The organism is Pseudonocardia oceanicola, assembly GCF_047200735.1.
Taxonomy (GTDB): domain Bacteria; phylum Actinomycetota; class Actinomycetes; order Mycobacteriales; family Pseudonocardiaceae; genus Pseudonocardia.
This window is the reverse complement of sequence record NZ_JBJZON010000012.1, coordinates 75,635-95,998: the sequence shown is the minus strand read 5'-3', so window position 1 is coordinate 95,998 and position 20,364 is coordinate 75,635. Positions and strand designations below refer to the sequence as shown.

Sequence of the window (20,364 nt, the reverse complement as noted above, 5' to 3'; positions counted from 1 at the left end):
GCTACAACTGCTCCGTTTCTGCGTAGTCCTGGCCGTCGTCGGAGAACGGGTCGGCGTCGTAGCCGCCGGTGTCGGTCCCGTAGTCCGAGGCAGCCGCAGACGGGTCGAACCCGGGCGGGCTGTCCTTGAGCGCGAGGCCGAGGCCGACGAGCTTCATCTTGACCTCGTCGATCGACTTCGCGCCGAAGTTGCGGATGTCCAGCAGGTCCGCCTCGCTGCGCCCGACGAGCTCACCCACGGTGTGGATGCCCTCGCGCTTGAGGCAGTTGTAGGAGCGGACGGTGAGGTCGAGCTCCTCGATCGGCATCGCGAAGGCCGCGATGGTGTCCGCCTCCTGCGGCGACGGACCGATCTCGATGCCCTCGGCGTCGACGTTGAGCTCGCGGGCGAGCCCGAACAGCTCGACGAGGGTCTTGCCCGCCGACGCCAGGGCGTCCCGCGGACCGATGCTCGGCTTGGTCTCGACGTCCAGCACGAGCTTGTCGAAGTCCGTGCGCTGCTCGACACGGGTGGCCTCGACCTTGTAGGTCACCTTGAGGACCGGCGAGTAGATCGAGTCGACCGGGATCCGGCCGATCTCGGCGCCGGTGGCCTTGTTCTGCATCGCCGGCACGTAGCCGCGGCCCCGCTCGACGACGAGCTCGACCTCGAGCCGGCCCTTGTCGTTGAGCGTGGCGATATGCAGGTCCGGGTTGTGCACGGTGACCCCGGCCGGCGGGACGATGTCCCCCGCGGTGACCGCGCCCGGGCCCTGCTTGCGCAGGTACATCGTCACCGGCTCGTCCTCCTCGGAGCTGACGACCAGCTCCTTGAGGTTGAGGATGATGTCGGTGACGTCCTCCTTCACCCCCGGGACGGTGGTGAACTCGTGCAGCACGCCGTCGATGCGGATGCTGGTCACGGCCGCCCCCGGGATGGAGGACAGCAGGGTGCGCCGGAGCGAGTTGCCCAGCGTGTAGCCGAAGCCCGGCTCGAGCGGCTCGATGACGAACCGCGACCGGGTCTCGGTGACCGAGTCCTCGGTCAGGGCGGGGCGCTGAGAGATCAGCACTGCATTCTCCTTCGTGTGCCGCGACAACCACTATTTGATGTCGCAGTGAGCCCCCCGCCCCACTGCAGGACGAGGGGACCGGCGCCGTGCCGGGTTCGGCACGGCCCCGGTGGAACAGCCTTACTTCGAGTAGAGCTCGACGATCAGCTGCTCGGTGACCTGCGTGTCGATCTGCGCCCGCTCCGGGAGCTGGTGCACCAGGATGCGCAGGGTCGACGGGACGACCTGCAGCCACGCCGGAACCGGGCGGTCGCCCTGGGTCTCCTTGGCGATGACGAACGGGTCGAGGCTCATGCTCTTCGGCTTGACGTCGATGATGTCGTACTGCGAGACGCGGAAGCTGGGGATGTTCACCTTCTGGCCGTTGACCAGGAAGTGCCCGTGGTTCACCAGCTGCCGGGCCATCCGCCGGGTGCGGGCCAGGCCCGCCCGGTAGACGACGTTGTCCAGCCGCGACTCGAGGATGCGGAGCAGCTCGTCACCGGTCTTGCCGGGACGACGGTGCGCCTCCTCGTAGTACGACCGGAACTGCTTCTCCAGCACGCCGTAGGCGAAGCGCGCCTTCTGCTTCTCCTGCATCTGCAGGAGGTACTCCGTCTCCTTGATCCGGATCCGGCCGTGCTGGCCGGGCGGGTAGGGACGGCGTTCGAACGCCTGGTCGCCGCCGACGAGGTCGACCTTCAGCCGGCGGGACTTGCGGGTCATGGGTCCGGTGTAACGAGCCATGTCCGGTTACTCCTCTCCCTTAGACCCGGCGCCGCTTGGGCGGGCGGCATCCGTTGTGCGGCTGGGGGGTCACGTCGGAGATGGTGCCGACCTCGAGGCCGGCGGCCTGGAGCGAGCGGATCGCGGTCTCGCGGCCCGACCCCGGGCCCTTCACGAAGACGTCGACCTTCTTCATGCCGTGCTCGGCCGCCTTGCGGGCGGCGTTCTCCGCGGCCATCTGCGCCGCGAACGGCGTGGACTTGCGCGAGCCCTTGAAGCCCACGTGCCCGGCGGAGGCCCACGCGATCACGGCACCCGTCGGGTCCGTGATGGACACGATCGTGTTGTTGAACGTGCTCTTGATGTGCGCGTGGCCGTGCGCGACGTTCTTCTTCTCCTTGCGGCGGACCTTCTTGGGCCCGGCCGCGCCACGGGTGCGGGGCGGCATTACTTCTTACCTGCCTTCTTCTTGCCGGCCACGGTCTTCTTCGGGCCCTTGCGGCTGCGCGCGTTGGTCTTGGTGCGCTGGCCGCGGACCGGCAGCCCGCGACGGTGCCGGATGCCCTGGTAGCAGCCGATCTCGATCTTCCGGCGGATGTCGGCCTGCACCTCACGGCGCAGGTCGCCCTCGACGCGGAAGCTGTTCTCGATGTACTCGCGCAGCTGGGCCAGCTGCTCGTCGGTCAGGTCCCGCGAGCGCAGGTCCGGACTGATGCCCGTGGCGGCCAGGATCTCGAGGGAACGCGAACGCCCGATCCCGTAGATGTAGGTCAGCGCGATCTCCATCCGCTTGTCGCGGGGGAGGTCGACACCTGAGAGTCGTGCCATGCGGCTGGTGTCTCCTTGTCGTACCGGGTACTCCCGACGGCCGTCCCCGAGGTGCGGGCCGGGCCTGCGAGCAGGTCCTCCGCCTCGTACCCGGGGCCCCGGCCCGGTGCCGGGGGTGTCACCGCACCTCGTGTGGTGCGGCAGGTCCGTCGGGTTCCTCTGTTCAGCTGTGCGATCGCGAGCGACCGCGACAAGCCGTGATCAGCCCTGGCGCTGCTTGTGGCGCAGGTTGTCGCAGATCACCATGACCCGCCCGTGTCGGCGGATCACCTTGCACTTGTCGCAGATCGGCTTGACGCTCGGCTTGACCTTCACGTCCGGTCCTTCTGCTGTCTGCCGGCGGCCGAAGCCTTCCGGCGGGGTTCCATTTCCTGCCCGTCCTCGCCGTGGGGACCACGGCTCGGTGGGTTCCGGGGGCGGAGCCCCCGGATGTTCACTTGTAGCGGTAGACGATGCGGCCGCGGGAGAGGTCGTAGGGAGAGAGCTCCACGACCACCCGGTCCTCGGGGAGGATCCGGATGTAGTGCTGCCGCATCTTCCCGCTGATGTGCGCGAGGACCCGGTGCCCGTTCTCCAGCTCCACGCGGAACATCGCGTTCGGCAGGGGTTCGACGACCCGGCCCTCGACCTCGATCGCCCCGTCCTTCTTGGCCATGTCCTCCGCGTTCCGTGACAGGTGACTGTGCTTCGGTCGTGCTGCTGCAGGTCGTGCTGTCCTGCAGGTCGTGCTGGGGTGGTGCGCACGTGCTGCGGACGCACCACGGGGCAGGGACGGGACCGAAGGGTGCGGGTGAGCACGACCGGAACCGACGCCACACGGCGCGCCGAGTGACCAGTGTACGTGTGCTTTACAGGGACCGGCACATGGGGTACACGCGCGGGGCCACCCGGTCCCCACGGTCCGCTCCACGCTCGCCGGCCCACGCCGCCGCGGCGGGAATCCGATTGACCGGCACCCTGGTCCAGGTGCTCCAGTATGCCGCGTGAGCACCGGCACGGCACCCCTCCCGCAGCACCGCCTCCCGCGGCCGCTGCGGCCCTTCCGGCACCGCGCCTACACGATGCTCGCGGTGTCGATGGCGGCGTCGCTGTTCGCCGGCGGCCTGTGGATCGTCGCACTCGTCTACCAGGTCATCGCCCTGGGGGGCGGGCCGTCGGACCTGTCGCTGGTGTCGGCCGCCGCGGCCACCGGCCTGCTGGCGAGCGTGCTGCTGGGCGGGGTGGCGGCCGACCGGGTCTCCCGGCGGCTGCTGCTGCGGCTGGTCGAGACGGTCCGGGTGGCCATGGCCGGTCTGGCGGCGACGCTGGCACTCGCCGGCCACCTGCAGCTCGGGCACCTGGCGGCCATCGCGTTCGCGGTCGGCGCGGCCGAGGCCTTCTTCTACCCGACGTACTCGGCGATCCTGCCGACCCTGCTGCCTCCCGACGAGCTGCTGGCCGCCAACGGACTCGAAGGCGTCCTGCGGCCGGTCGCCATGTACGCCGCGGGGCCCGCCCTCGCCGGCGGGCTGGTCGCCGCGTTCGGCCCCGGTGTCGCGCTGGGGGGCGCGGCGGCGGGGTACGCGCTGGCCCTGCTGCCGCTGCTCGCGATGCGCGTGCCGCCCGCGGCCGACGACGAGCGGGAGCGCACCTCGGTCCTCGCCGACCTGCGCGAGGGCTTCGGCTACCTCCTGCGCACCGGCTGGCTGTTCGCCACCCTGGCGTTCGCGGTCCTGCTGGTGCTGGTGGTGATCGGCCCGATCGAGGTGCTGCTGCCCTTCGCGGTCCGCGACCAGACTTCGAGCGGGCCGGGCGGGTACGCCCTGGTCCTGGCCGCGTTCGGGCTGGGCGGCGCGGCCGGGTCGCTGATCGCGTCGGCGGGGCGGATGCCGCGCCGGTACCTCACGGTCATGATCCTGCTGTGGGGCGTCGGCGGCGTCCCGCTCGCCGCGATCGGGTTCGCCGAGCGGCTGTGGGTCATGGGCGCGATCGTCGCCGTGGTCGGCGCGGCGCACGGCGGCGCGATGGTGATCTGGGGGACGCTGCTGCAGCGCCGCGTCCCGCCGCATCTGCTGGGGCGGGTCTCGAGCCTCGACTTCTTCGTGTCGCTCGCCCTGATGCCGGTCTCCACGGCGCTGGCCGGGCCCGTCGGCGAGACGATCGGCATCCCGCCGACCTTCGTGATCGCCGGCCTCGCCCCGGTGCCCCTGGCGGTCCTCGCACTCGTCCTCTGGCGCCTGCCGCGGGACGAGCTCGCCCACCCCCTCGACCCCACCCGGACCTGACGGCCGTGCGAACACGGGCCACCCGGTCGACTGCACGAACGGCACTCTCGTGCGGACCTACCGCACGAGAGTGCCGTCCGTGCGGCGACGTCAGAGTGCCTTGAGCTCCTCGGTGACCTCCATGACCGACTTCTTGGCGTCCCCGAAGAGCATCGAGGTGCGCTCGCCGTAGAACAACGGGTTGTCGATGCCGGCGAAGCCGCTGTTCATCGAGCGCTTGAGCACGATGACGGTACGCGACTCGTCGACGTTGAGGATCGGCATGCCGTGGATGGGCGAGCTGGGGTCGTTGCGCGCCGCCGGGTTGGTGACGTCGTTGGCCCCGATGACGAGCGTGACGTCCGTGCGGGCGAACTCGTCGTTGATCTCGTCCATCTCCTTGAGCGCGTCGTAGGCCACGTCGGCCTCGGCCAGCAGCACGTTCATGTGCCCCGGCATGCGCCCGGCGACCGGGTGGATGGCGTACTTGACCTCCACGCCCTTGGCCTCCAGCAGCTTGGCCATGTCCTTGACCGCGTGCTGGGCCTGCGCCACCGCCATCCCGTATCCGGGCACCACGATCACCTGCGACGCGTAGGCCATCTGGATCGCCGCGTCGGAGGCCGAGGTCGACTTCACGGTCCGCTCGACGCCGTCGTCCGACGCGGCCGCCGCCCCACCGCCGAACCCGCCCGCCACGATGGCCGGGATGGTCCGGTTCATGGCCACCGCCATCTGGTTGGTCAGGATCGAACCGGACGCACCGACGATCATGCCGGCGACGATCATCGCGGTGTTGTCCAGCGCGAGACCGGCGGCCGCGGCCGAGAGCCCCGTCAGGGCGTTGAGCAGGGAGATGACCACGGGCATGTCCGCGCCGCCGATGGGCAGCACCACCATCACGCCGAGCACCGCGGCCAGCACCAGCACCAGCACGATCCACAGCTCGCCCCCACCCCACAGGGCGCCGCCGAGCCCGGCGATCACCGCGCACACGATCGCGGCGAGCAGCAGCAGGGCGTTGACCGCCTGCTGCGCCCTGCCGAGCCCCATCGGCCGGCCCGGCAGGATCTCCTGCAGCTTGCCGAACGCGATCAGCGAGCCCCAGAACGACACCGACCCGATGACCGCGGCGAACAGCGTCGCGACGACCACGTAGGCCGCGGTGTCGACGAAGCCGCTCGTCTCCCGGAACTCCGACCAGGCGATCAGCGCGACCGCCCCGCCGCCGACGCCGTTGAACAGCGCCACCATCTGCGGCATCGCCGTCATCTTCACCTGCCGCGCCGACGGCACGCCCAGCGCGGCGCCCACCACGAGGCCCACCGCGATCAGCACCCAGTTGTGCTCCACCCGCAGCAGCGTCGCGACGACCGCGATCACCATGCCGACCGCGGCGATCTTGTTGCCGCGCACCGCCGTCTTCGGCCCGGTCAGGCCCATCAGGCCGTAGATGAACAGGGCGAAGGCCACGATGTAGAGGAGCGGGACGACGACGTCGAGCACGGGAGCGTTCACCGCTTCACCTGACCGTTGCCCGTGGCCTTCTCCTCGGCGCCGACCTTCTCGGCACTGATCTTCTCGGCACTGATCTTCTCGGCACTGATCTTCTCGGCACTGATCTTCTCGGCACTGATCTTCTCGGGGGGCTTCGCCTTGAACATGCCCAGCATCCGGTCGGTGACCAGGAAGCCGCCGACGACGTTGATCATGCCGAAGGCGATGGCGACGACCAGGATGACGGCGTCGAGCACCGACGGGTTCTCCAGCTCGCCGAGCACGATCAGCCCGCCGAGCAGCACGATGCCGTGGATCGCGTTCGTGCCCGACATCAGCGGCGTGTGCAGCGTGTTCGGCACCTTCGAGATGACCGCGAACCCGACGAACCCGGCCAGCACCAGGATCGCGAGGTTCGCCAGCAGGGACCCGCTCTGCATCAGGACTCCCCCTCCTCGTCCTCGTCGGCGTCGCGCGTGACGCAGGACTTGGCCAGTACCTCGTCCGACCAGTCCGGCGCGACCCGCCCCGCGTCGTCGAGCATGAGTTCCAGCAGGGCCGAGACGTTGCGGGCGTAGAGCTCCGACGCGTGCTCGGGCATCCCGGCGGGCAGGTTCAGCGGTGAGGCGACGGTGACGTCGTGGCGCACGACGATCTCGCCCGGCTCGGTCAGCTCGCAGTTGCCGCCGGTCTCCCCGGCCAGGTCGACGACGACGCTGCCGGGCTTCATCCCCTCCACCGCCTTCGCGGTGACGAGGGTCGGGGCCTTCCGCCCGGGCACGAGCGCCGTGGTGATCACGACGTCGAACCCGGTGATGGCCTCCTCGAGGCGCTTCTGCTGCTCGGCCCGCTCGTCGCCGGTCAGCTCGCGGGCGTAGCCGCCCTCGCCGGCCGCGTCGATCCCGAGGTCCAGCCACTGCGCGCCGAGCGAGCGCACCTGGTCGGCCACCTCCGGGCGGACGTCGTACCCCGTGGTGCGCGCGCCGAGGCGCTTCGCCGTGGCCAACGCCTGCAGCCCCGCCACCCCGACGCCCAGCACCAGCGCGGTCGCCGGCTTCACCGTGCCCGCCGCCGTGGTCAGCATCGGGAAGAAGCGGGTCGAGCGCTCCGCCGCCAGCAGTACCGCCTTGTACCCGGCCACGTTCGCCTGCGAGGACAGCGCGTCCATCGACTGCGCCCGCGAGATCCGTGGGATCGACTCCATCGCGAACGCCGTGACCCCGGCCTCGCGGAGCGCCCGGGTCGTCTCCGGAGCGGTCAGCGGGGCCAGGAAGCCGATCGTCGTGGAGCCGGACCGCAGCCGGCCGATCTCCTCCGCGGTCGGCGGCGCCACCTTCACCACCACGTCGCACGACCACGGGTCGCCGATCGTGGCGCCCGCCTCCACGTAGAGCTCGTCCGGGATCAGCGCGCCCGCACCGGAGCCCGGCTCCACGACCACCGACACGTTCCGCGACCGGAGGCGTTCCACGGCCTTGGGCACCAGCGCGACCCGACGCTCACCGGAGCCCGACTCGCGTGGCACGCCCACGGTCGCTCCCGGGGGCCGCGACTCTGCGGCATCAGCACTCATGCGCAGAACCTAGACCAGCGGGGCGCCGAAAGGTCCTCTCCGGATCGATCCGAGACCCTCCCCGACCGGGCGGTTCCCGGCCCGGTCGCGCCCGCGGCGACGGCCGACGGGAGGGGCCCCGGATCAGGCGGGGAGGGTGAGCACGCTGTGCCCGTCCTCGGTCACGGCGACGGTGTGCTCCCAGTGCACCGCCCGCCCGCCCTGCTCGGTGACGACGGTCCAGCCGTCCTCGAGCTCGCGGGTCTCGGGGTCGCCGGCGGTCAGCATCGGCTCGATGGCCAGGGCCATCCCGGGACGCAGCTTCGGCCCGTGCCCGGGTTCGCCGTGATTGGGGAGGAACGGGTCCATGTGCATCGCCGTGCCGATGCCGTGACCCCCGTACTCGGCGACGATCCCGTAGTCCGCCCGGTCGGCGACCGCGGCCGCTCGGCAGGCCTCCTGGATCGCGTACGAGATGTCGGTGAGCCGGGCACCGGGCCGCACGGCCTCGATCCCCGCCCACATCGCGCCCTCGCACGCCTTCGACAGCGCGAGGTCGGCCGCGGCCACCTCCCCGACGGCCAGGGTGACCGCGGAGTCGCCGTGCCAGCCGTCGAGGATCGCCCCGCAGTCCACGGAGACCAGGTCCCCGTCGGCCAGCACCTGGGCCGGCGACGGGATGCCGTGGACGATCTGCTCGTTCACCGAGGCGCAGATGCTCGCCGGGAACCCGTGGTAGCCCTTGAACGAGGGGACGGCGCCGGCGTCGCGGATGACCTGCTCCGCCAGCGCGTCCAGATCGGCCGTGGAGACCCCCGGCTCGGCGAGGTCGGCGACCGCCGCCAGGGCGGACGCCACGACGGCGCCCGCCGCCCGCATGGCCTCGATCTCGGCCGGGTCCTTGAGTTCGATGTCCCGCCCCCGCAGCCGTGCGATCGCGCCGCGCACGCCGCCCTTCCTGCCGGTCATGCGGGCCTCCTGTCGATCGCGTTCCCTACTTGCGTGCCTCGAGTGCGCCGGTCACCCGGTCGGTGATCTCGGCGACCTCGCCGACGGCGTCGACGCTGACCAACCTGTCCGCGTAGTACCGCAGCAGCGGCGCCGTCTCGTCCCGGTACACCTGCTGCCGGTTGCGGATGACCTCTTCGTTGTCGTCCGAACGGCCACGGCCGAGCAGCCGCTGCACGACGACCTCGTCGTCCACCTGGAACTCCACGACGGCGTCGAGCTCGACACCGTACTCCGCCAGGATCTGGGCCAGTGCGTCCGCCTGCGGCACCGTGCGCGGGAAGCCGTCGAGGATGAAGCCCTTCGCGGCATCGGGGTCCGCGAGCCGGTCCTTCACCATCGCCACCGTGACCGAGTCCGGCACGAGGTTTCCGGCATCCATGTACGACTTGGCCTCGAGACCGAGCGGCGTCTCGTCCTTGAGGTTCGCCCGGAACAGGTCTCCGGTGGAGATGTGCGGGACGTCCAGCTGCTGGGCCAGGCGCTCGGCCTGCGTCCCCTTACCCGCGCCCGGCGGACCGACAAGAACGAGTCGCACTTGGAACCCGACCTCCCTGCTTTCTTCTGCTGCCGCCGACTGCGGCGACGAACGGGCCGACCTCGACGGGACCGGCGGGCTCGCGGCCCGCTCGCCGAGGCGTCGATACTGCATCTTCGACGGCCCGTCGAACAAGGCCCTCTGCCCCGACTCTAACGCAGGAAACCTTCGTAGTTCCGCTGCATCAGCTGGCTCTCGATCTGCTTCACGGTGTCCAGCCCGACGCCGACCATGATCAGCACGGCGGTGCCGCCGAAGGGGAAGTTCTGGTTCTGCCCGCTGCCCGTGACGCCGAGGAAGAAGTTCGGCAGGACGGCGATGATGCCCAGGTACAGCGATCCCGGCAGCGTGATGCGGCTGAGCACGAAGTTGAGGTACTCCGCCGTCGGCCGGCCCGGCCTGATGCCCGGGATGAAGCCGCCGAACTTCTTCATCTCGTCGGCCCGTTCCTCCGGGTTGAAGGTGATGCCGACGTAGAAGTACGTGAAGAAGATGATGAGCGCGATGTACAGGGCGATGTGCAGCCAGTTGGACTGGTCGACCAGGTAGGTCTGGACGAACCGCTGGAAGGCGCCGCCCTCGTTGCCCAGCAGCCGCGAGACCAGGTCGGGCAGGTACAGCAGCGAGCTGCCGAAGATCACCGGGATGACGCCGGCCTGGTTCACCTTCAGCGGCAGGTAGGTCGACGTGCCGCCGTACATCCGGCGCCCGACCATGCGCTTGGCGTACTGCACCGGGATGCGGCGCTGGCCCTGCTCGACGAAGACGACGCTGACGATGATCGCCAGGCCGAACACGCAGACGCCCGCGAAGACCAGCGGGCCGGCGTTGTCGAGGATGTTCTTGCCCTCGGCGGGGATGCGGTGCGCGATCGAGGCGAAGATCAGCAACGACATGCCGTTGCCGATGCCCTTCTCCGTGACCTGCTCGCCCAGCCACATCACCACCGACGTGCCCGCCGTCATCACGATGACGATGATCGCCAACGAGAAGACGCTCGAGTCCGGGATGATCGGCCGGTCGCAGTTGCCCAGCAGCGCGCCGCGGTCGGCCAGCGCCACGATCCCCGTGGCCTGCAGGACCGCCAGCGCGATCGTGAGGTAGCGGGTGTACTGGGTGAGCTTGGCCTGCCCGGACTGGCCCTCCTTCTTCAGCACCTCGAACCGCGGGATGACCACGGTGAGCAGCTGGATGATGATCGACGCCGTGATGTACGGCATGATCCCGAGGGCCAGGATCGACAGCTGCAGGAGCGCGCCGCCGGAGAACAGGTTGATGAGCGAGTAGATGCCCGCGTTGTCGCTGCCCTCGACCTGCCGGATGCACTCCTGCACGTTCGGGTAGGACACGCCGGGCGACGGGATGTTGGCCCCGAGCCGGTAGACGGCCACGACCCCGAGCGTGAAGAGGATCTTCTTCCGGAGATCCGGGGTCGTGAGGGCCGCCCGGAAAGCGCTGAGCACCTCGGTGATCCTCCTACTGTGTCACCGTCCGGCCCGGCGGGCGGGCGGGCGGTGGGGCACCCGGTCCGACCGGGGCGCCGGATGGAGCAGGCAGGCCGTCCGGCCTGCGCGAAAGACGACTCTAACAGCGACGACGCCGCCCGCTCGGCCGCCCCTGCGGGGGCGGGCCGCTCGGACGGCGTCGCCGGGTGAAGCCCTGTCGAGGGACAGGTCAGAGCTCGGTGGCGGTGCCACCCGCGGCCGCGATCTTCTCCTTGGCGGAGCCGGAGAAGGCGTGGGCGCTGACGGTGAGGCCGACACCGTCGAGGTCCCCGTTGCCGAGGACCTTGACCGGCTGGCCCTTGCGGACCGCGCCGGCGGCGACGAGCTCGGCCGGGCCGATCTCGCCGCCCTGCGGGAACAGGGCCGCCAGGTCGCCGACGTTCACGACCTGGTACTCGGTCCGGAACCGGTTCTTGAAGCCCTTGAGCTTGGGCAGCCGCATGTGCAGCGGCATCTGCCCGCCCTCGAAGGCCGGGGACACGGTCTTCCGGGCCTTGGTGCCCTTGGTACCGCGACCGGCGGTCTTGCCCTTGCTGCCCTCACCGCGACCGACCCGGGTCTTGGCGGTTTTGGCGCCGGGCGCCGGCCGCAGGTGGTGAACCTTGATCGTCTCGCTCATCAGGACACCTCCTCCACGGTCACGAGGTGACGCACGGTGTTGACGAGCCCGCGGACCTGCTGCGTGTCCGGCCAGTCCTGGGACTGGCGGATCTTGCGCAGGCCGAGGGCCTTCAGCGACTCACGCTGGTTCGCCTTGCCGCCGATGGCGGAGCGGACCTGCGTGATCCTCAGCTTCTTCTCGGCCATCCGTCTCACACCCTCGCAGCCTGGGCGGCCTCGGCGCGGGCGCGCAGCATGGACGCGGGGGCGACGTCCTCGAGGGGCAGACCGCGACGGGCCGCCACCTCCTCGGGCCGCTGGATCTGCTTCAGCGCGTCGACCGTGGCGTGCACGATGTTGATCGCGTTGTCGCTGCCCAGCGACTTCGACAGGACGTCGTGGATGCCGGCGCACTCCAGGACGGCGCGCACCGGACCACCGGCGATGACACCGGTACCGGGGCTGGCCGGGCGGAGCAGGACGACACCCGCGGCCGCCTCGCCCTGGACCCGGTGCACGATCGTGCCGCCGATGCGGGGGACGCGGAAGAAGTTCTTCTTCGCCTCCTCGACACCCTTGGCGATCGCGGCCGGCACCTCCTTGGCCTTGCCGTAGCCCACGCCGACCAGGCCGTCGCCGTCGCCGACGATCATGAGGGCGGTGAAGCTGAAGCGACGACCACCCTTCACGACCTTGGCCACCCGGTTGATCGTGACCAGTCGCTCGATGTACGGGGTCTTGTCCTGGGCCGCCCCGCCACGGCCACCGTCGCGGCGGTCCCGGCGGTCGTTACCGCCCGGGCCACCGCCTTCGCGCCGCGTACGTCCCGGCATCAGACGGTCCCTTCCATCATGTTGGTGTTCATCAGAACTTCAGGCCTCCCTCGCGGGCGGCGTCGGCCAGCGCCGCGATCCGGCCGTGGTAGCCGAAGCCACCGTGGTCGAACACGACGGCCTCGACACCGGCGGCCTTGGCCCGGTCGGCGATGAGCTCGCCGACCTTGGCGGCCTTGGCCTTCTTGTCGCCCTCCGTCGCACGCACGTCGGTCTCGAGCGTCGAGGCCGCGGCCAGCGTGTGGCCCGCGACGTCGTCGATCAGCTGCACGTGAATGTGCCGGGACGAGCGCTTGACGGACAGCCGCGGACGCGCCGGCGTCCCGCTGATCTTCTTGCGCAGCCGGGCGTGCCGGCGGGCCAGGCCCCTGCGGCGGGTGGCGGACACCCGCGACGCGGCGCGCTTCTTGGCGTTCGCAGAGATGGTCTCGGCCATGGCTTACTTACCCGTCTTCCCGACCTTGCGGCGGACGTTCTCGCCGGCGTACCGCACGCCCTTGCCCTTGTAGGGCTCCGGCTTGCGGATCTTGCGGATGTTCGCCGCGGTCTCGCCCACCAGCTGCTTGTCGATCCCGGAGACCGAGAAGCGGGTCGGCGTCTCGACGGCGAAGGTGATGCCCTCCGGCGGCGTGACGACGACGGGGTGGCTGAACCCGAGGGCGAACTCCAGGTTCGAGCCCTTGAGCTGGACGCGGTACCCGACGCCGACGATCTCGAGCTTCTTCTCGTAACCCTTGGTCACGCCCTCGACGAGGTTGTTGACCAGGGTGCGCGACAGGCCGTGGTAGGCCTTGGTCTTCCGCTCGTCGTCCGGTCGCCGGACCAGGACCGTGCCGTCGTCGCCGCGCTCGACCGTGATCGGCGCGATGACGGTGTGCGACAGAGTGCCCTTCGGGCCCTTGACGGTGACCGTGCGGCCCTCGATGGTCACGTCGACGCCGGACGGAACGGTGATCGGCAGCTTCCCGATGCGGGACATCGCTCTACTCCCTTCTCACCAGACGTAGGCGAGGACTTCCCCGCCCACGCCGCTCCGGTAGGCCTGCTTGTCCGTGAGGAGGCCCTGGCTGGTCGAGATGACCGCGACACCCAGGCCGCCGAGGACGCGCGGCAGATTGGTCGACTTGGCGTACACGCGCAGGCCCGGCTTCGAGACCCGACGCAGGCCGGCGATGCTGCGCTCGCGGTTGCGCCCGTACTTGAGCTCGATCACCAGGGACTTGCCGACCTCGGCGTCCTCGGTGTGGTGGCTCGCGATGTAGCCCTCCTTCTGCAGGATCTCCGCAATGGCGACCTTCAGCTTGGAGTGCGGCATCACGACCCGGTCGTGATAGGCCGAGTTCGCGTTCCGCAGACGCGTGAGCATGTCTGCGATCGGATCGGTCATCGTCATGTTCGTGTCTCTTTCCCGCCGTGGTTCCCCTCCGTGGCCGGAGGGGCCTGCGGCGACTCATGCCACTGAGTGGCCTGTGCGCCACCGCGTGCGTGGCCGGTGATGCCTCGGCACCACCGGCCACGCACCGGCCGGCGGAGCTGTGTTACCAGCTGCTCTTGTTGACGCCCGGCAGCTCGCCGGCGTGTGCCATCTCGCGGACGCACACGCGGCACAGGCCGAACTTGCGCAGGACCGCGCGCGGACGCCCGCACTTCTGGCAGCGGGTGTAGCCGCGGACCTTGAACTTGGGGGTCTTGGCCGCCTTGATGACCAGCGCCTTCTTCGCCATGTCTCAGTTCTCCTTGAAGGGGAAGCCGAGCTGGCGCAGGAGCGCCCGGCCTTCCTCGTCCGTGGTCGCCGTGGTCACGACGGTGATGTCCATGCCACGCGGCCGGTCGATCGAGTCCGGGTCGATCTCGTGGAACATGGACTGCTCCGTGAGACCGAACGTGTAGTTGCCCCGCCCGTCGAACTGGTTGGGCGAGAGGCCGCGGAAGTCACGGATACGCGGCAGCGCGATCGTCAGCAGCCGGTCCAGGAACTCCCACATCCGGTCGTTGCGCAGGGTGACCTTCGCGCCGATCGGCATGCCCTCGCGCAGCTTGAACTGCGCGATGGACTTGGTGGCCCGGCGGACCTGCGGCTTCTGGCCGGTGATGGTGGCCAGGTCGCGGACCGCGCCGTCGATCAGCTTCGAGTCACGGGCGGCGTCGCCGACACCCATGTTCACGACGACCTTCACGACGCCGGGGATCTGCATGACGTTCCCGTAGGAGAACTGCTTCTGCAGCTCGCCCCGGATCTCGTCGACGTAGCGCTGCTTGAGCCGCGGCTTGACCTTCTCCGCAGTGGTCATCTCAGATCTCCTTCCCGGACTTGCGGGAGATCCGGACGCGGCGGGTCTTGCCGTCCTCGCCCTCGACCAGCTTCTTGCCGACGCGGGTCGGCGTGCCGTCGGAGTCGACGACCATCACGTTCGAGACGTGGATGGGCGCCTCCTGGGTGACGATCCCGCCGGACTGCGCGCCCCGCTGGTTCTGGCTCACCCGCGTGTGCTTCTTGATCCGGTTCACGCCCTCGACGAGGACCCGGTCGCGGTCCGGGTAGGCCTGGATGACCTTGCCCTTCGCGCCCTTGTCCTTGCCGGCGATCACGAGAACCGTGTCGCCCTTCTTGACCTTCATGTTCTAGAGCACCTCCGGAGCGAGGGAGATGATCTTCATGAACCGGCGGTCGCGGAGCTCGCGCCCCACCGGGCCGAAGATGCGGGTCCCCCGCGGCTCGCCGTTGTCCTTGATCAGGACGGCGGCGTTCTCGTCGAACCGGATGTAGCTGCCGTCCGGGCGACGCTTCTCCTTGACCGTGCGCACGACGACCGCCTTGACGACGTCACCGCGCTTCACCCCGGCCGCGGGGATCGCGTCCTTCACGGTGGCGACGATCGTGTCGCCGATCCCCGCGTAGCGCCGCGCCGAACCGCCCAGCACCCGGATGCACAGGATCTCCTTGGCACCGGTGTTGTCGGCGACGCGCAGCCGCGACTCCTGCTGGATCACTTCGCCTTCTCCAGGATCTCGACCAGCCGCCACCGCTTGGTGGCGGACAGCGGCCGGGTCTCCATCAGCCGGACACGGTCGCCGACGCCGGCCGTGTTGGCCTCGTCGTGCGCCTTGACCTTGCTGGTCCGCCGGATGACCTTGCCGTACAGCGGGTGCTTCACGCGGTCCTCGAGGGACACCACGATCGTCTTGTCCATCTTGTCGGACACGACCAGGCCCTCGCGGACCTTCCGCTCCCCGCGCGTCTGCTCCGTCGCCGGCGGCGTGTTCACTGCCTCGCTCATGCCGCGCCCTCGTTGTCGTCGCTCGGGGCGGCCGAGAGGCCCAGCTCGCGCTCGCGCATGACCGTGTAGATCCGCGCGATGTCGTGCCGGACGGTACGCAGCCGCCGGTTGTTGTCCAGCTGCCCGGTCGCCATCTGGAAGCGGAGGTTGAACAGCTCCTCCTTGGCCTCCTTGACCCGCAGCACGAGCTCCTCGTCGCTCAGCTCGCGCAGCTCGGCAGCAGTGGTGGCCGCCATCAGATGTCACCACCCTCACGGGTCACGATCCGGCACTTCATCGGCAGCTTGTGGATGGCCCGGCGCAGGGCCTCACGCGCGGTGGCCTCGTTCGGGTAGCTCATCTCGAAGAGCACCCGGCCGGGCTTCACGTTGGTCACCCACTTCTCCGGGGAGCCCTTACCGGAACCCATGCGGGTCTCGGCGGGCTTCTTGGTCAGCGGGCGGTCCGGGAAGACGTTGATCCACACCTTGCCGCCACGGCGGATGTGCCGGTTGATCGCGATACGCGCCGACTCGATCTGCCGGTTGGTGACGTAGGCGGGCTCCAGCGCCTGGATCCCGAAGTCACCGAACGTGACCCGCGTGCCACCGGTCGACATGCCCGTCCGGTGCGGACGGTGCTGCTTGCGGTGCTTCACCTTGCGGGGGATCAGCATGACTCAGGCCTCCCCACCGGTCTGCTGGTTCGACGACTGCGCGGCCTGGTCGGCCTCGATCGTCGCGACCCCACCCTCGTTGCCGGGAGCATCGGCGCGGGCGGCGGCGCGCCCGGCGTCCGTGCTCGTCGCGGTCGTGCCCGAGGCGCCGGAACGACGACGGGCCGGCCGCTCACGGCGCGGGCCGCGGCCCGGCGCCTCGGCGGCGGGAGCGTTCTCCCGGCGGCCGCCGACGACGTCGCCCTTGTAGATCCAGACCTTCACGCCGATGCGGCCGAAGGTGGTCCGGGCCTCGAACAGGCCGTAGTCGATGTCCGCGCGCAGCGTGTGCAGCGGGACCCGACCCTCCCGGTAGAACTCGGAGCGTGACATCTCCGCGCCGCCGAGGCGGCCGGAGCACTGCACCCGGATGCCCTTCACCTGCGGCGAGCGCATGGCCGACTGGATGGCCTTGCGCATCGCGCGGCGGAAGGCCACGCGGTTGGACAGCTGCTCGGCGACGCCCTGCGCCACGAGCTGCGCGTCCGACTCGGAGTTCTTGACCTCGAGGATGTTGAGCTGGACCTGCTTCTTGGTCAGCTTCTCGAGGTTGCCGCGGATGCGGTCGGCCTCGGCGCCACGGCGCCCGATGACGATGCCCGGGCGGGCGGTATGGATGTCCACCCGCACGCGGTCCCGGGTCCGCTCGATCTCGACCTTGGAGATGCCGGCCCGCTCCATGCCCTTGGAGAGCATGCGACGGATCTCGACGTCCTCCTTCACGTACTCCGCGTACTGCTTGTCGGCGTACCAGCGCGACTTCCAGTCCGTGGTGATGCCCAGGCGGAAGCCGTGCGGGTTGATCTTCTGCCCCATCAGCGGGCCCTCCCCTTCGCACCACGGGCCCGGCCGGCCTTCTGGGGCACCGACTCGACCTCGATGGTGATGTGGCTCGTCCGCTTGCGGATCCGGTACGCCCGCCCCTGGGCGCGCGGCCGGATGCGCTTGAGCGTCGGGCCCTCGTCGACCATGGCCGTGGCGACCACGAGGGTCTCCGGGTCCAGGTCGAGGTTGTTCTCGGCGTTGGCCGCGGCGCTCGCCACGACCTTGGCCACGGGCTCGGCGGCAGCCTGCGGCGAGTACCGCAGGATCGCGAGCGCCTCGCTCACCGGCAGGCCGCGGACCAGGTCCACGACCCGACGGCACTTGGTCGGCGACATGCGCACGAACCGGGCCTTCGCACGCGCACGAGCGGGCTCGAGCGCGGCGTCGGCGGTGCTGGCCGTGTCAGCCATGCGTTGCTCCACCTCTCCTTGCTGCTACTCGGTCCGCCTCAGCGCCTGCGCGCCTTGCGGTCGTCCTTGATATGACCCCGGAAGGTCCGCGTCGGGGCGAACTCCCCGAGCTTGTGACCCACCATCGAGTCCGAGACGAAGACCGGCACGTGCTTGCGGCCGTCGTGCACCGCGATCGTGTGGCCGATCATGTCCGGGATGATGGTGGACCGCCGGGACCAGGTCCGGATGACGGTCTTCTTGCCGGACTCGTTGAGGGCGTCCACCTTCTTGAGCAGGTGGTCGTCCACGAAGGGGCCCTTCTTCAGGCTGCGCGGCATCTCTTACCTCCCTGCTCAGCGCTTCTTGCCGGTACGGCGCCGGCGGACGATCAACTTGTCGGACGGCTTGGTGCGGCGGGTGCGGCCCTCGGGCTTGCCCGCGGGGTTGACCGGGTGGCGACCACCGGAGGTCTTGCCCTCACCACCACCGTGCGGGTGGTCGACCGGGTTCATGGCCACACCGCGGACGGTCGGGCGCTTGCCCTTCCACCGCATCCGGCCGGCCTTGCCCCAGTTGATGTTGGAGTGCTCGGCATTGCCCACCTCGCCGACGGTGGCGCGGCAGCGCACGTCGACGTTGCGGATCTCGCCGGACGGCATGCGCAGCTGCGCGTACGGGCCGTCCTTCGCCACCAGCTGCACGCTCGAGCCGGCCGAGCGGGCGATCTTCGCGCCACCGCCGGGGCGGAGCTCGATCGCGTGCACCACGGTGCCGGTCGGGATGTTGCGCAGCGGCAGGTTGTTGCCGACCTTGATGTCGGCCTTCGGGCCTGCCTCGACCTTGTCGCCCTGCTTCAGCCGCGCCGGGGCGAGGATGTAGCGCTTCTCGCCGTCGGCGTAGTGCAGCAGCGCGATGCGCGACGTCCGGTTGGGGTCGTACTCGATGTGCGCGACCTTGGCCGGGACGCCGTCCTTGTCGTTCCGCCGGAAGTCGATCAGGCGGTACGCACGCTTGTGTCCGCCGCCCTGGTGGCGGGTGGTGACCTTGCCGTGCGCGTTGCGGCCGCCCTTGCCGTGCAGCGGGCGGATCAGCGACTTCTCCGGCGTGGACCGGGTGATCTCCGCGAAGTCGGAGACGCTGGAGCCGCGGCGGCCGGGAGTCGTCGGCTTGTACTTACGGATACCCATGGGTCAGCTCGCTCCCTCAGCTCGCCCGGGCGCCGAAGACGTCGATGTCCTTGCTCTCGGCCGAGAGCGTGACGATCGCGCGCTTCGTGTCCTTGCGCTTGCCGTAGCCGGTGCGGGTGCGCTTGCGCTTCCCGGGGCGGTTCAGCGTGTTGACACTGACGACCTTCACCCCGAACACCTGCTCCACGGCGATCTTGATCTGGGTCTTGTTCGCGTCCGGGTGGACCAGGAAGGTGTACTGCTTCTCGTCGAGCAGCCCGTAGCTCTTCTCGGACACCACCGGCGCGAGCAGGATGTCGCGCGGGTCGGGGATCACTTCGCAGCCTCCTCGGCACGCTTCGTCTTGACGGCGATGGGGCCGGCGAGGAACGCGTCGAGCGAGGCCTGCGTGAACACGACCGCGTCGTTGACCAGCACGTCGTAGGTGTTCAGCTGGTCGGGCGCGATGAGGTGCACCTGCGGCAGGTTGCGCAGGCTCAGCAGGTTGACCGTGTCGTCCCGGTCGACCACCGCGAGCACGCGGGTGTCGGCGCCGGCGACGGCCTCGATGGCCTGGCGGGCGGACTTCGTCGAGGGGGCGTCCCCGTCGACGAGCCCGGAGACGACGTGGACGAGGCCCGCGCGGGCCCGGTCCGACAGCGCGCCACGCAGCGCGGCGGCCTTCATCTTCTTCGGGGTCCGCTGGGCGTAGTCGCGCGGCGTCGGGCCGTGGACCGTGCCGCCGCCGGCGAACTGCGGCGCGCGGGTCGAACCCTGGCGGGCGCGGCCGGTGCCCTTCTGGCGGTACGGCTTCTTGCCGCCGCCGCGGACCTCGCCGCGGGTCTTGGTGTCGTGCGTGCCCTGGCGGGCCGCGGCCTGCTGGGCCACGACGACCTGGTGCATCAGCGGGACGTTGGCGGTGACGTCGAAGACGTGGTCGGGCAGCTCGACGCTGCCGCCGCCCTTGCCCGTGGCGTCCTTCACCTCGACGGTGCTCACTTGGCACCACCCTTCGCGGCGCTCTTCACCACGACGAGGCCGCCGCGGGGACCGGGGACGGCGCCCTTGATCAGCAGCAGGCCGCGCTCGGCGTCGACGCGGTGGATCTTCAGGTTCTGCGTGGTCTGGCGGGCGACACCCATGCGGCCGGCCATGCGCAGGCCCTTGAACACGCGGCCCGGGGTGGCGCAGCCGCCGATCGAGCCCGGGGAGCGGTGCTTGCGCTGGGTACCGTGCGAGGCGCCCAGACCGCCGAAGCCGTGCCGCTTCATGACACCCGCGGTGCCCTTGCCCTTGGTGGTGCCGACGACGTCGACCACCGCGCCGGTCTCGAAGGCCTCGGCGGTGATCTCCTGGCCGAGCTCGTAGGTCCCGGCGTCGGTCGTGCGCAGCTCGACGGTGTAGCGGCGCGGGGTCACCCCGGCCTTGGCGAAGTGCCCGCTCTCCGGCTTGTTGACCTTGCGCGGGTCGATGGCACCGAAGGCGAGCTGGACTGCGGTGTACCCGTCCGTCTCCTGCGAGCGGATCTGGGTCACGACGTTCGGCCCGGCCTGGACCACGGTGACCGGAACCACGCGGTTGTTCTCGTCGAATACCTGGGTCATCCCGAGCTTGCGCCCCAGGATCCCGGTGATCTGCCTGTCGCTCAT

General features: G+C 70.3%; 32 protein-coding genes and 1 pseudogene. 1 reads left to right on the top strand and 32 read right to left on the bottom strand.

Annotated features, from left to right (window positions below):
• Position 1: 1 nt before the first annotated feature.
• The 6 genes from ACL02T_RS18455 to infA form a co-directional block, all read right to left on the bottom strand.
• Positions 2 to 1,051, bottom strand: coding sequence for a DNA-directed RNA polymerase subunit alpha (locus ACL02T_RS18455; protein WP_412831951.1), 1,050 nt, complete (start codon positions 1,049 to 1,051; stop codon positions 2 to 4).
• A 120-nt stretch (positions 1,052 to 1,171) separates the two neighbouring features.
• On the bottom strand, positions 1,172 to 1,777 hold the full coding sequence (gene rpsD / locus ACL02T_RS18450) for a 30S ribosomal protein S4 (protein WP_412831950.1): 606 nt from the start codon (positions 1,775 to 1,777) through the stop codon (positions 1,172 to 1,174).
• Positions 1,778 to 1,796: 19 nt separating this feature from the next.
• Positions 1,797 to 2,204: a 30S ribosomal protein S11 gene (gene rpsK, locus ACL02T_RS18445; RefSeq protein ID WP_013677438.1), complete on the bottom strand. Its 408-nt coding sequence runs from the start codon at positions 2,202 to 2,204 to the stop codon at positions 1,797 to 1,799.
• Entirely contained in the window at positions 2,204 to 2,584 is a 381-nt protein-coding gene (gene rpsM, locus ACL02T_RS18440) for a 30S ribosomal protein S13 (protein ID WP_412831949.1), read from the bottom strand. Before rpsM ends, rpsK begins: the two co-directional genes overlap by 1 nt.
• A 201-nt stretch (positions 2,585 to 2,785) precedes the next feature.
• Complete coding sequence (rpmJ, locus tag ACL02T_RS18435; protein ID WP_119951654.1) at positions 2,786 to 2,899, bottom strand: 50S ribosomal protein L36; 114 nt, start codon at positions 2,897 to 2,899, stop codon at positions 2,786 to 2,788.
• Positions 2,900 to 3,017: 118 nt separating this feature from the next.
• Entirely contained in the window at positions 3,018 to 3,239 is a 222-nt protein-coding gene (gene infA, locus ACL02T_RS18430) for a translation initiation factor IF-1 (RefSeq protein ID WP_010228514.1), read from the bottom strand.
• A gap of 328 nt (positions 3,240 to 3,567) precedes the next feature.
• Between infA and ACL02T_RS18425 the strand changes: the two genes are divergently transcribed.
• Positions 3,568 to 4,848, top strand: coding sequence for an MFS transporter (locus ACL02T_RS18425; protein WP_412831948.1), 1,281 nt, complete (start codon positions 3,568 to 3,570; stop codon positions 4,846 to 4,848).
• 90 nt (positions 4,849 to 4,938) lie between these two features.
• On the opposite strand, the gene ACL02T_RS18420 is transcribed toward ACL02T_RS18425, so the two are convergent.
• From ACL02T_RS18420 to rplC, 26 genes and pseudogenes are all read right to left on the bottom strand, one after another.
• Complete coding sequence (locus ACL02T_RS18420) at positions 4,939 to 6,345, bottom strand: NAD(P)(+) transhydrogenase (Re/Si-specific) subunit beta (RefSeq protein ID WP_412831947.1); 1,407 nt, start codon at positions 6,343 to 6,345, stop codon at positions 4,939 to 4,941.
• A gap of 125 nt (positions 6,346 to 6,470) precedes the next feature.
• Positions 6,471 to 6,764 (bottom strand): annotated as a pseudogene (locus ACL02T_RS18415) (NAD(P) transhydrogenase subunit alpha part 2); the annotation flags it as partial.
• Positions 6,764 to 7,897 carry an NAD(P) transhydrogenase subunit alpha gene (locus tag ACL02T_RS18410; RefSeq protein ID WP_412831946.1) on the bottom strand — a complete coding sequence of 378 codons (1,134 nt, stop codon included), beginning with the start codon at positions 7,895 to 7,897 and terminating at the stop codon, positions 6,764 to 6,766. The gene ACL02T_RS18410 and the pseudogene ACL02T_RS18415, both read right to left, overlap by 1 nt.
• Positions 7,898 to 8,020: 123 nt before the next feature.
• Positions 8,021 to 8,845, bottom strand: a complete 825-nt coding sequence (gene map, locus ACL02T_RS18405; protein WP_412831945.1) for a type I methionyl aminopeptidase — start codon at positions 8,843 to 8,845, stop codon at positions 8,021 to 8,023.
• A 25-nt stretch (positions 8,846 to 8,870) separates the two neighbouring features.
• Positions 8,871 to 9,422 carry an adenylate kinase gene (locus ACL02T_RS18400; RefSeq protein WP_412831944.1) on the bottom strand — a complete coding sequence of 184 codons (552 nt, stop codon included), beginning with the start codon at positions 9,420 to 9,422 and terminating at the stop codon, positions 8,871 to 8,873.
• Between the two features lie 152 nt (positions 9,423 to 9,574).
• The gene (secY, locus tag ACL02T_RS18395) at positions 9,575 to 10,885 is read right to left on the bottom strand and encodes a preprotein translocase subunit SecY (RefSeq protein ID WP_412831943.1); all 1,311 of its coding nucleotides are present in this window, start codon (positions 10,883 to 10,885) and stop codon (positions 9,575 to 9,577) included.
• Between the two features lie 211 nt (positions 10,886 to 11,096).
• Positions 11,097 to 11,546, bottom strand: a complete 450-nt coding sequence (gene rplO / locus ACL02T_RS18390) for a 50S ribosomal protein L15 (RefSeq protein WP_412831942.1) — start codon at positions 11,544 to 11,546, stop codon at positions 11,097 to 11,099.
• A complete protein-coding gene (gene rpmD, locus ACL02T_RS18385; protein WP_412831941.1) occupies positions 11,546 to 11,734 on the bottom strand; it encodes a 50S ribosomal protein L30 in 189 nt (62 codons plus the stop codon). The genes rplO and rpmD overlap by 1 nt, the downstream gene beginning before the upstream one ends.
• 5 nt (positions 11,735 to 11,739) lie before the next feature.
• On the bottom strand, positions 11,740 to 12,360 hold the full coding sequence (gene rpsE / locus ACL02T_RS18380; protein WP_412831940.1) for a 30S ribosomal protein S5: 621 nt from the start codon (positions 12,358 to 12,360) through the stop codon (positions 11,740 to 11,742).
• Positions 12,361 to 12,391: 31 nt separating this feature from the next.
• Positions 12,392 to 12,796 carry a 50S ribosomal protein L18 gene (rplR, locus tag ACL02T_RS18375; protein ID WP_412831939.1) on the bottom strand — a complete coding sequence of 135 codons (405 nt, stop codon included), beginning with the start codon at positions 12,794 to 12,796 and terminating at the stop codon, positions 12,392 to 12,394.
• Between the two features lie 3 nt (positions 12,797 to 12,799).
• On the bottom strand, positions 12,800 to 13,339 hold the full coding sequence (gene rplF / locus ACL02T_RS18370; protein ID WP_412831938.1) for a 50S ribosomal protein L6: 540 nt from the start codon (positions 13,337 to 13,339) through the stop codon (positions 12,800 to 12,802).
• Positions 13,340 to 13,354: 15 nt separating this feature from the next.
• Positions 13,355 to 13,753 (bottom strand): 30S ribosomal protein S8, encoded by a 399-nt coding sequence (gene rpsH, locus ACL02T_RS18365; protein ID WP_412831937.1) that lies wholly within the window; start codon positions 13,751 to 13,753, stop codon positions 13,355 to 13,357.
• Positions 13,754 to 13,898: 145 nt separating this feature from the next.
• Positions 13,899 to 14,084, bottom strand: coding sequence for a type Z 30S ribosomal protein S14 (locus tag ACL02T_RS18360; RefSeq protein WP_345383461.1), 186 nt, complete (start codon positions 14,082 to 14,084; stop codon positions 13,899 to 13,901).
• A 3-nt stretch (positions 14,085 to 14,087) separates the two neighbouring features.
• Positions 14,088 to 14,651 (bottom strand): 50S ribosomal protein L5, encoded by a 564-nt coding sequence (gene rplE, locus ACL02T_RS18355; protein WP_412831936.1) that lies wholly within the window; start codon positions 14,649 to 14,651, stop codon positions 14,088 to 14,090.
• A 1-nt stretch (position 14,652) separates the two neighbouring features.
• Positions 14,653 to 14,979, bottom strand: coding sequence for a 50S ribosomal protein L24 (rplX, locus tag ACL02T_RS18350; protein ID WP_412831935.1), 327 nt, complete (start codon positions 14,977 to 14,979; stop codon positions 14,653 to 14,655).
• A gap of 3 nt (positions 14,980 to 14,982) precedes the next feature.
• On the bottom strand, positions 14,983 to 15,351 hold the full coding sequence (gene rplN, locus ACL02T_RS18345; RefSeq protein WP_379568602.1) for a 50S ribosomal protein L14: 369 nt from the start codon (positions 15,349 to 15,351) through the stop codon (positions 14,983 to 14,985).
• Positions 15,348 to 15,638 (bottom strand): 30S ribosomal protein S17, encoded by a 291-nt coding sequence (gene rpsQ / locus ACL02T_RS18340; protein ID WP_412831934.1) that lies wholly within the window; start codon positions 15,636 to 15,638, stop codon positions 15,348 to 15,350. Before rpsQ ends, rplN begins: the two co-directional genes overlap by 4 nt.
• A complete protein-coding gene (gene rpmC / locus ACL02T_RS18335) occupies positions 15,635 to 15,874 on the bottom strand; it encodes a 50S ribosomal protein L29 (protein ID WP_412831933.1) in 240 nt (79 codons plus the stop codon). Before rpmC ends, rpsQ begins: the two co-directional genes overlap by 4 nt.
• Positions 15,874 to 16,293: a 50S ribosomal protein L16 gene (gene rplP / locus ACL02T_RS18330; RefSeq protein ID WP_358203669.1), complete on the bottom strand. Its 420-nt coding sequence runs from the start codon at positions 16,291 to 16,293 to the stop codon at positions 15,874 to 15,876. The genes rpmC and rplP overlap by 1 nt, the downstream gene beginning before the upstream one ends.
• A 3-nt stretch (positions 16,294 to 16,296) precedes the next feature.
• Positions 16,297 to 17,148, bottom strand: a complete 852-nt coding sequence (gene rpsC, locus ACL02T_RS18325) for a 30S ribosomal protein S3 (protein ID WP_412831932.1) — start codon at positions 17,146 to 17,148, stop codon at positions 16,297 to 16,299.
• Entirely contained in the window at positions 17,148 to 17,567 is a 420-nt protein-coding gene (gene rplV / locus ACL02T_RS18320; protein ID WP_345383467.1) for a 50S ribosomal protein L22, read from the bottom strand. Before rplV ends, rpsC begins: the two co-directional genes overlap by 1 nt.
• 38 nt (positions 17,568 to 17,605) lie before the next feature.
• Positions 17,606 to 17,887, bottom strand: a complete 282-nt coding sequence (rpsS, locus tag ACL02T_RS18315; RefSeq protein ID WP_020622935.1) for a 30S ribosomal protein S19 — start codon at positions 17,885 to 17,887, stop codon at positions 17,606 to 17,608.
• A gap of 15 nt (positions 17,888 to 17,902) precedes the next feature.
• On the bottom strand, positions 17,903 to 18,736 hold the full coding sequence (gene rplB, locus ACL02T_RS18310) for a 50S ribosomal protein L2 (protein ID WP_412831931.1): 834 nt from the start codon (positions 18,734 to 18,736) through the stop codon (positions 17,903 to 17,905).
• Positions 18,737 to 18,752: 16 nt separating this feature from the next.
• Positions 18,753 to 19,052 carry a 50S ribosomal protein L23 gene (gene rplW / locus ACL02T_RS18305; RefSeq protein WP_412831930.1) on the bottom strand — a complete coding sequence of 100 codons (300 nt, stop codon included), beginning with the start codon at positions 19,050 to 19,052 and terminating at the stop codon, positions 18,753 to 18,755.
• On the bottom strand, positions 19,049 to 19,714 hold the full coding sequence (gene rplD, locus ACL02T_RS18300) for a 50S ribosomal protein L4 (RefSeq protein WP_412831929.1): 666 nt from the start codon (positions 19,712 to 19,714) through the stop codon (positions 19,049 to 19,051). Before rplD ends, rplW begins: the two co-directional genes overlap by 4 nt.
• Entirely contained in the window at positions 19,711 to 20,364 is a 654-nt protein-coding gene (rplC, locus tag ACL02T_RS18295; RefSeq protein ID WP_412831928.1) for a 50S ribosomal protein L3, read from the bottom strand. Before rplC ends, rplD begins: the two co-directional genes overlap by 4 nt.

Bases quoted from the DNA above. Each gene is read 5' to 3' on its own strand.
- rpsD (WP_412831950.1), bottom strand. From the start codon at position 1,777: ATGGCTCGTTACACCGGACCCATGACCCGCAAGTCCCGCCGGCTGAAG.
- rpsK (WP_013677438.1), bottom strand. From the start codon at position 2,204: ATGCCGCCCCGCACCCGTGGCGCGGCCGGGCCCAAGAAGGTCCGCCGC.
- rpsM (WP_412831949.1), bottom strand. From the start codon at position 2,584: ATGGCACGACTCTCAGGTGTCGACCTCCCCCGCGACAAGCGGATGGAG.
- infA (WP_010228514.1), bottom strand. From the start codon at position 3,239: ATGGCCAAGAAGGACGGGGCGATCGAGGTCGAGGGCCGGGTCGTCGAA.
- ACL02T_RS18410 (WP_412831946.1), bottom strand. From the start codon at position 7,897: ATGAGTGCTGATGCCGCAGAGTCGCGGCCCCCGGGAGCGACCGTGGGC.
- map (WP_412831945.1), bottom strand. From the start codon at position 8,845: ATGACCGGCAGGAAGGGCGGCGTGCGCGGCGCGATCGCACGGCTGCGG.
- rplO (WP_412831942.1), bottom strand. From the start codon at position 11,546: ATGAGCGAGACGATCAAGGTTCACCACCTGCGGCCGGCGCCCGGCGCC.
- rpmD (WP_412831941.1), bottom strand. From the start codon at position 11,734: ATGGCCGAGAAGAAGCTGAGGATCACGCAGGTCCGCTCCGCCATCGGC.
- rpsE (WP_412831940.1), bottom strand. From the start codon at position 12,360: ATGCCGGGACGTACGCGGCGCGAAGGCGGTGGCCCGGGCGGTAACGAC.
- rplR (WP_412831939.1), bottom strand. From the start codon at position 12,796: ATGGCCGAGACCATCTCTGCGAACGCCAAGAAGCGCGCCGCGTCGCGG.
- rplF (WP_412831938.1), bottom strand. From the start codon at position 13,339: ATGTCCCGCATCGGGAAGCTGCCGATCACCGTTCCGTCCGGCGTCGAC.
- rpsH (WP_412831937.1), bottom strand. From the start codon at position 13,753: ATGACGATGACCGATCCGATCGCAGACATGCTCACGCGTCTGCGGAAC.
- ACL02T_RS18360 (WP_345383461.1), bottom strand. From the start codon at position 14,084: ATGGCGAAGAAGGCGCTGGTCATCAAGGCGGCCAAGACCCCCAAGTTC.
- rplE (WP_412831936.1), bottom strand. From the start codon at position 14,651: ATGACCACTGCGGAGAAGGTCAAGCCGCGGCTCAAGCAGCGCTACGTC.
- rplX (WP_412831935.1), bottom strand. From the start codon at position 14,979: ATGAAGGTCAAGAAGGGCGACACGGTTCTCGTGATCGCCGGCAAGGAC.
- rpsQ (WP_412831934.1), bottom strand. From the start codon at position 15,638: ATGAGCGAGGCAGTGAACACGCCGCCGGCGACGGAGCAGACGCGCGGG.
- rpmC (WP_412831933.1), bottom strand. From the start codon at position 15,874: ATGGCGGCCACCACTGCTGCCGAGCTGCGCGAGCTGAGCGACGAGGAG.
- rplP (WP_358203669.1), bottom strand. From the start codon at position 16,293: ATGCTGATCCCCCGCAAGGTGAAGCACCGCAAGCAGCACCGTCCGCAC.
- rpsC (WP_412831932.1), bottom strand. From the start codon at position 17,148: ATGGGGCAGAAGATCAACCCGCACGGCTTCCGCCTGGGCATCACCACG.
- rplV (WP_345383467.1), bottom strand. From the start codon at position 17,567: ATGGCTGACACGGCCAGCACCGCCGACGCCGCGCTCGAGCCCGCTCGT.
- rpsS (WP_020622935.1), bottom strand. From the start codon at position 17,887: ATGCCGCGCAGCCTGAAGAAGGGCCCCTTCGTGGACGACCACCTGCTC.
- rplB (WP_412831931.1), bottom strand. From the start codon at position 18,736: ATGGGTATCCGTAAGTACAAGCCGACGACTCCCGGCCGCCGCGGCTCC.
- rplC (WP_412831928.1), bottom strand. From the start codon at position 20,364: ATGAGCGACAGGCAGATCACCGGGATCCTGGGGCGCAAGCTCGGGATG.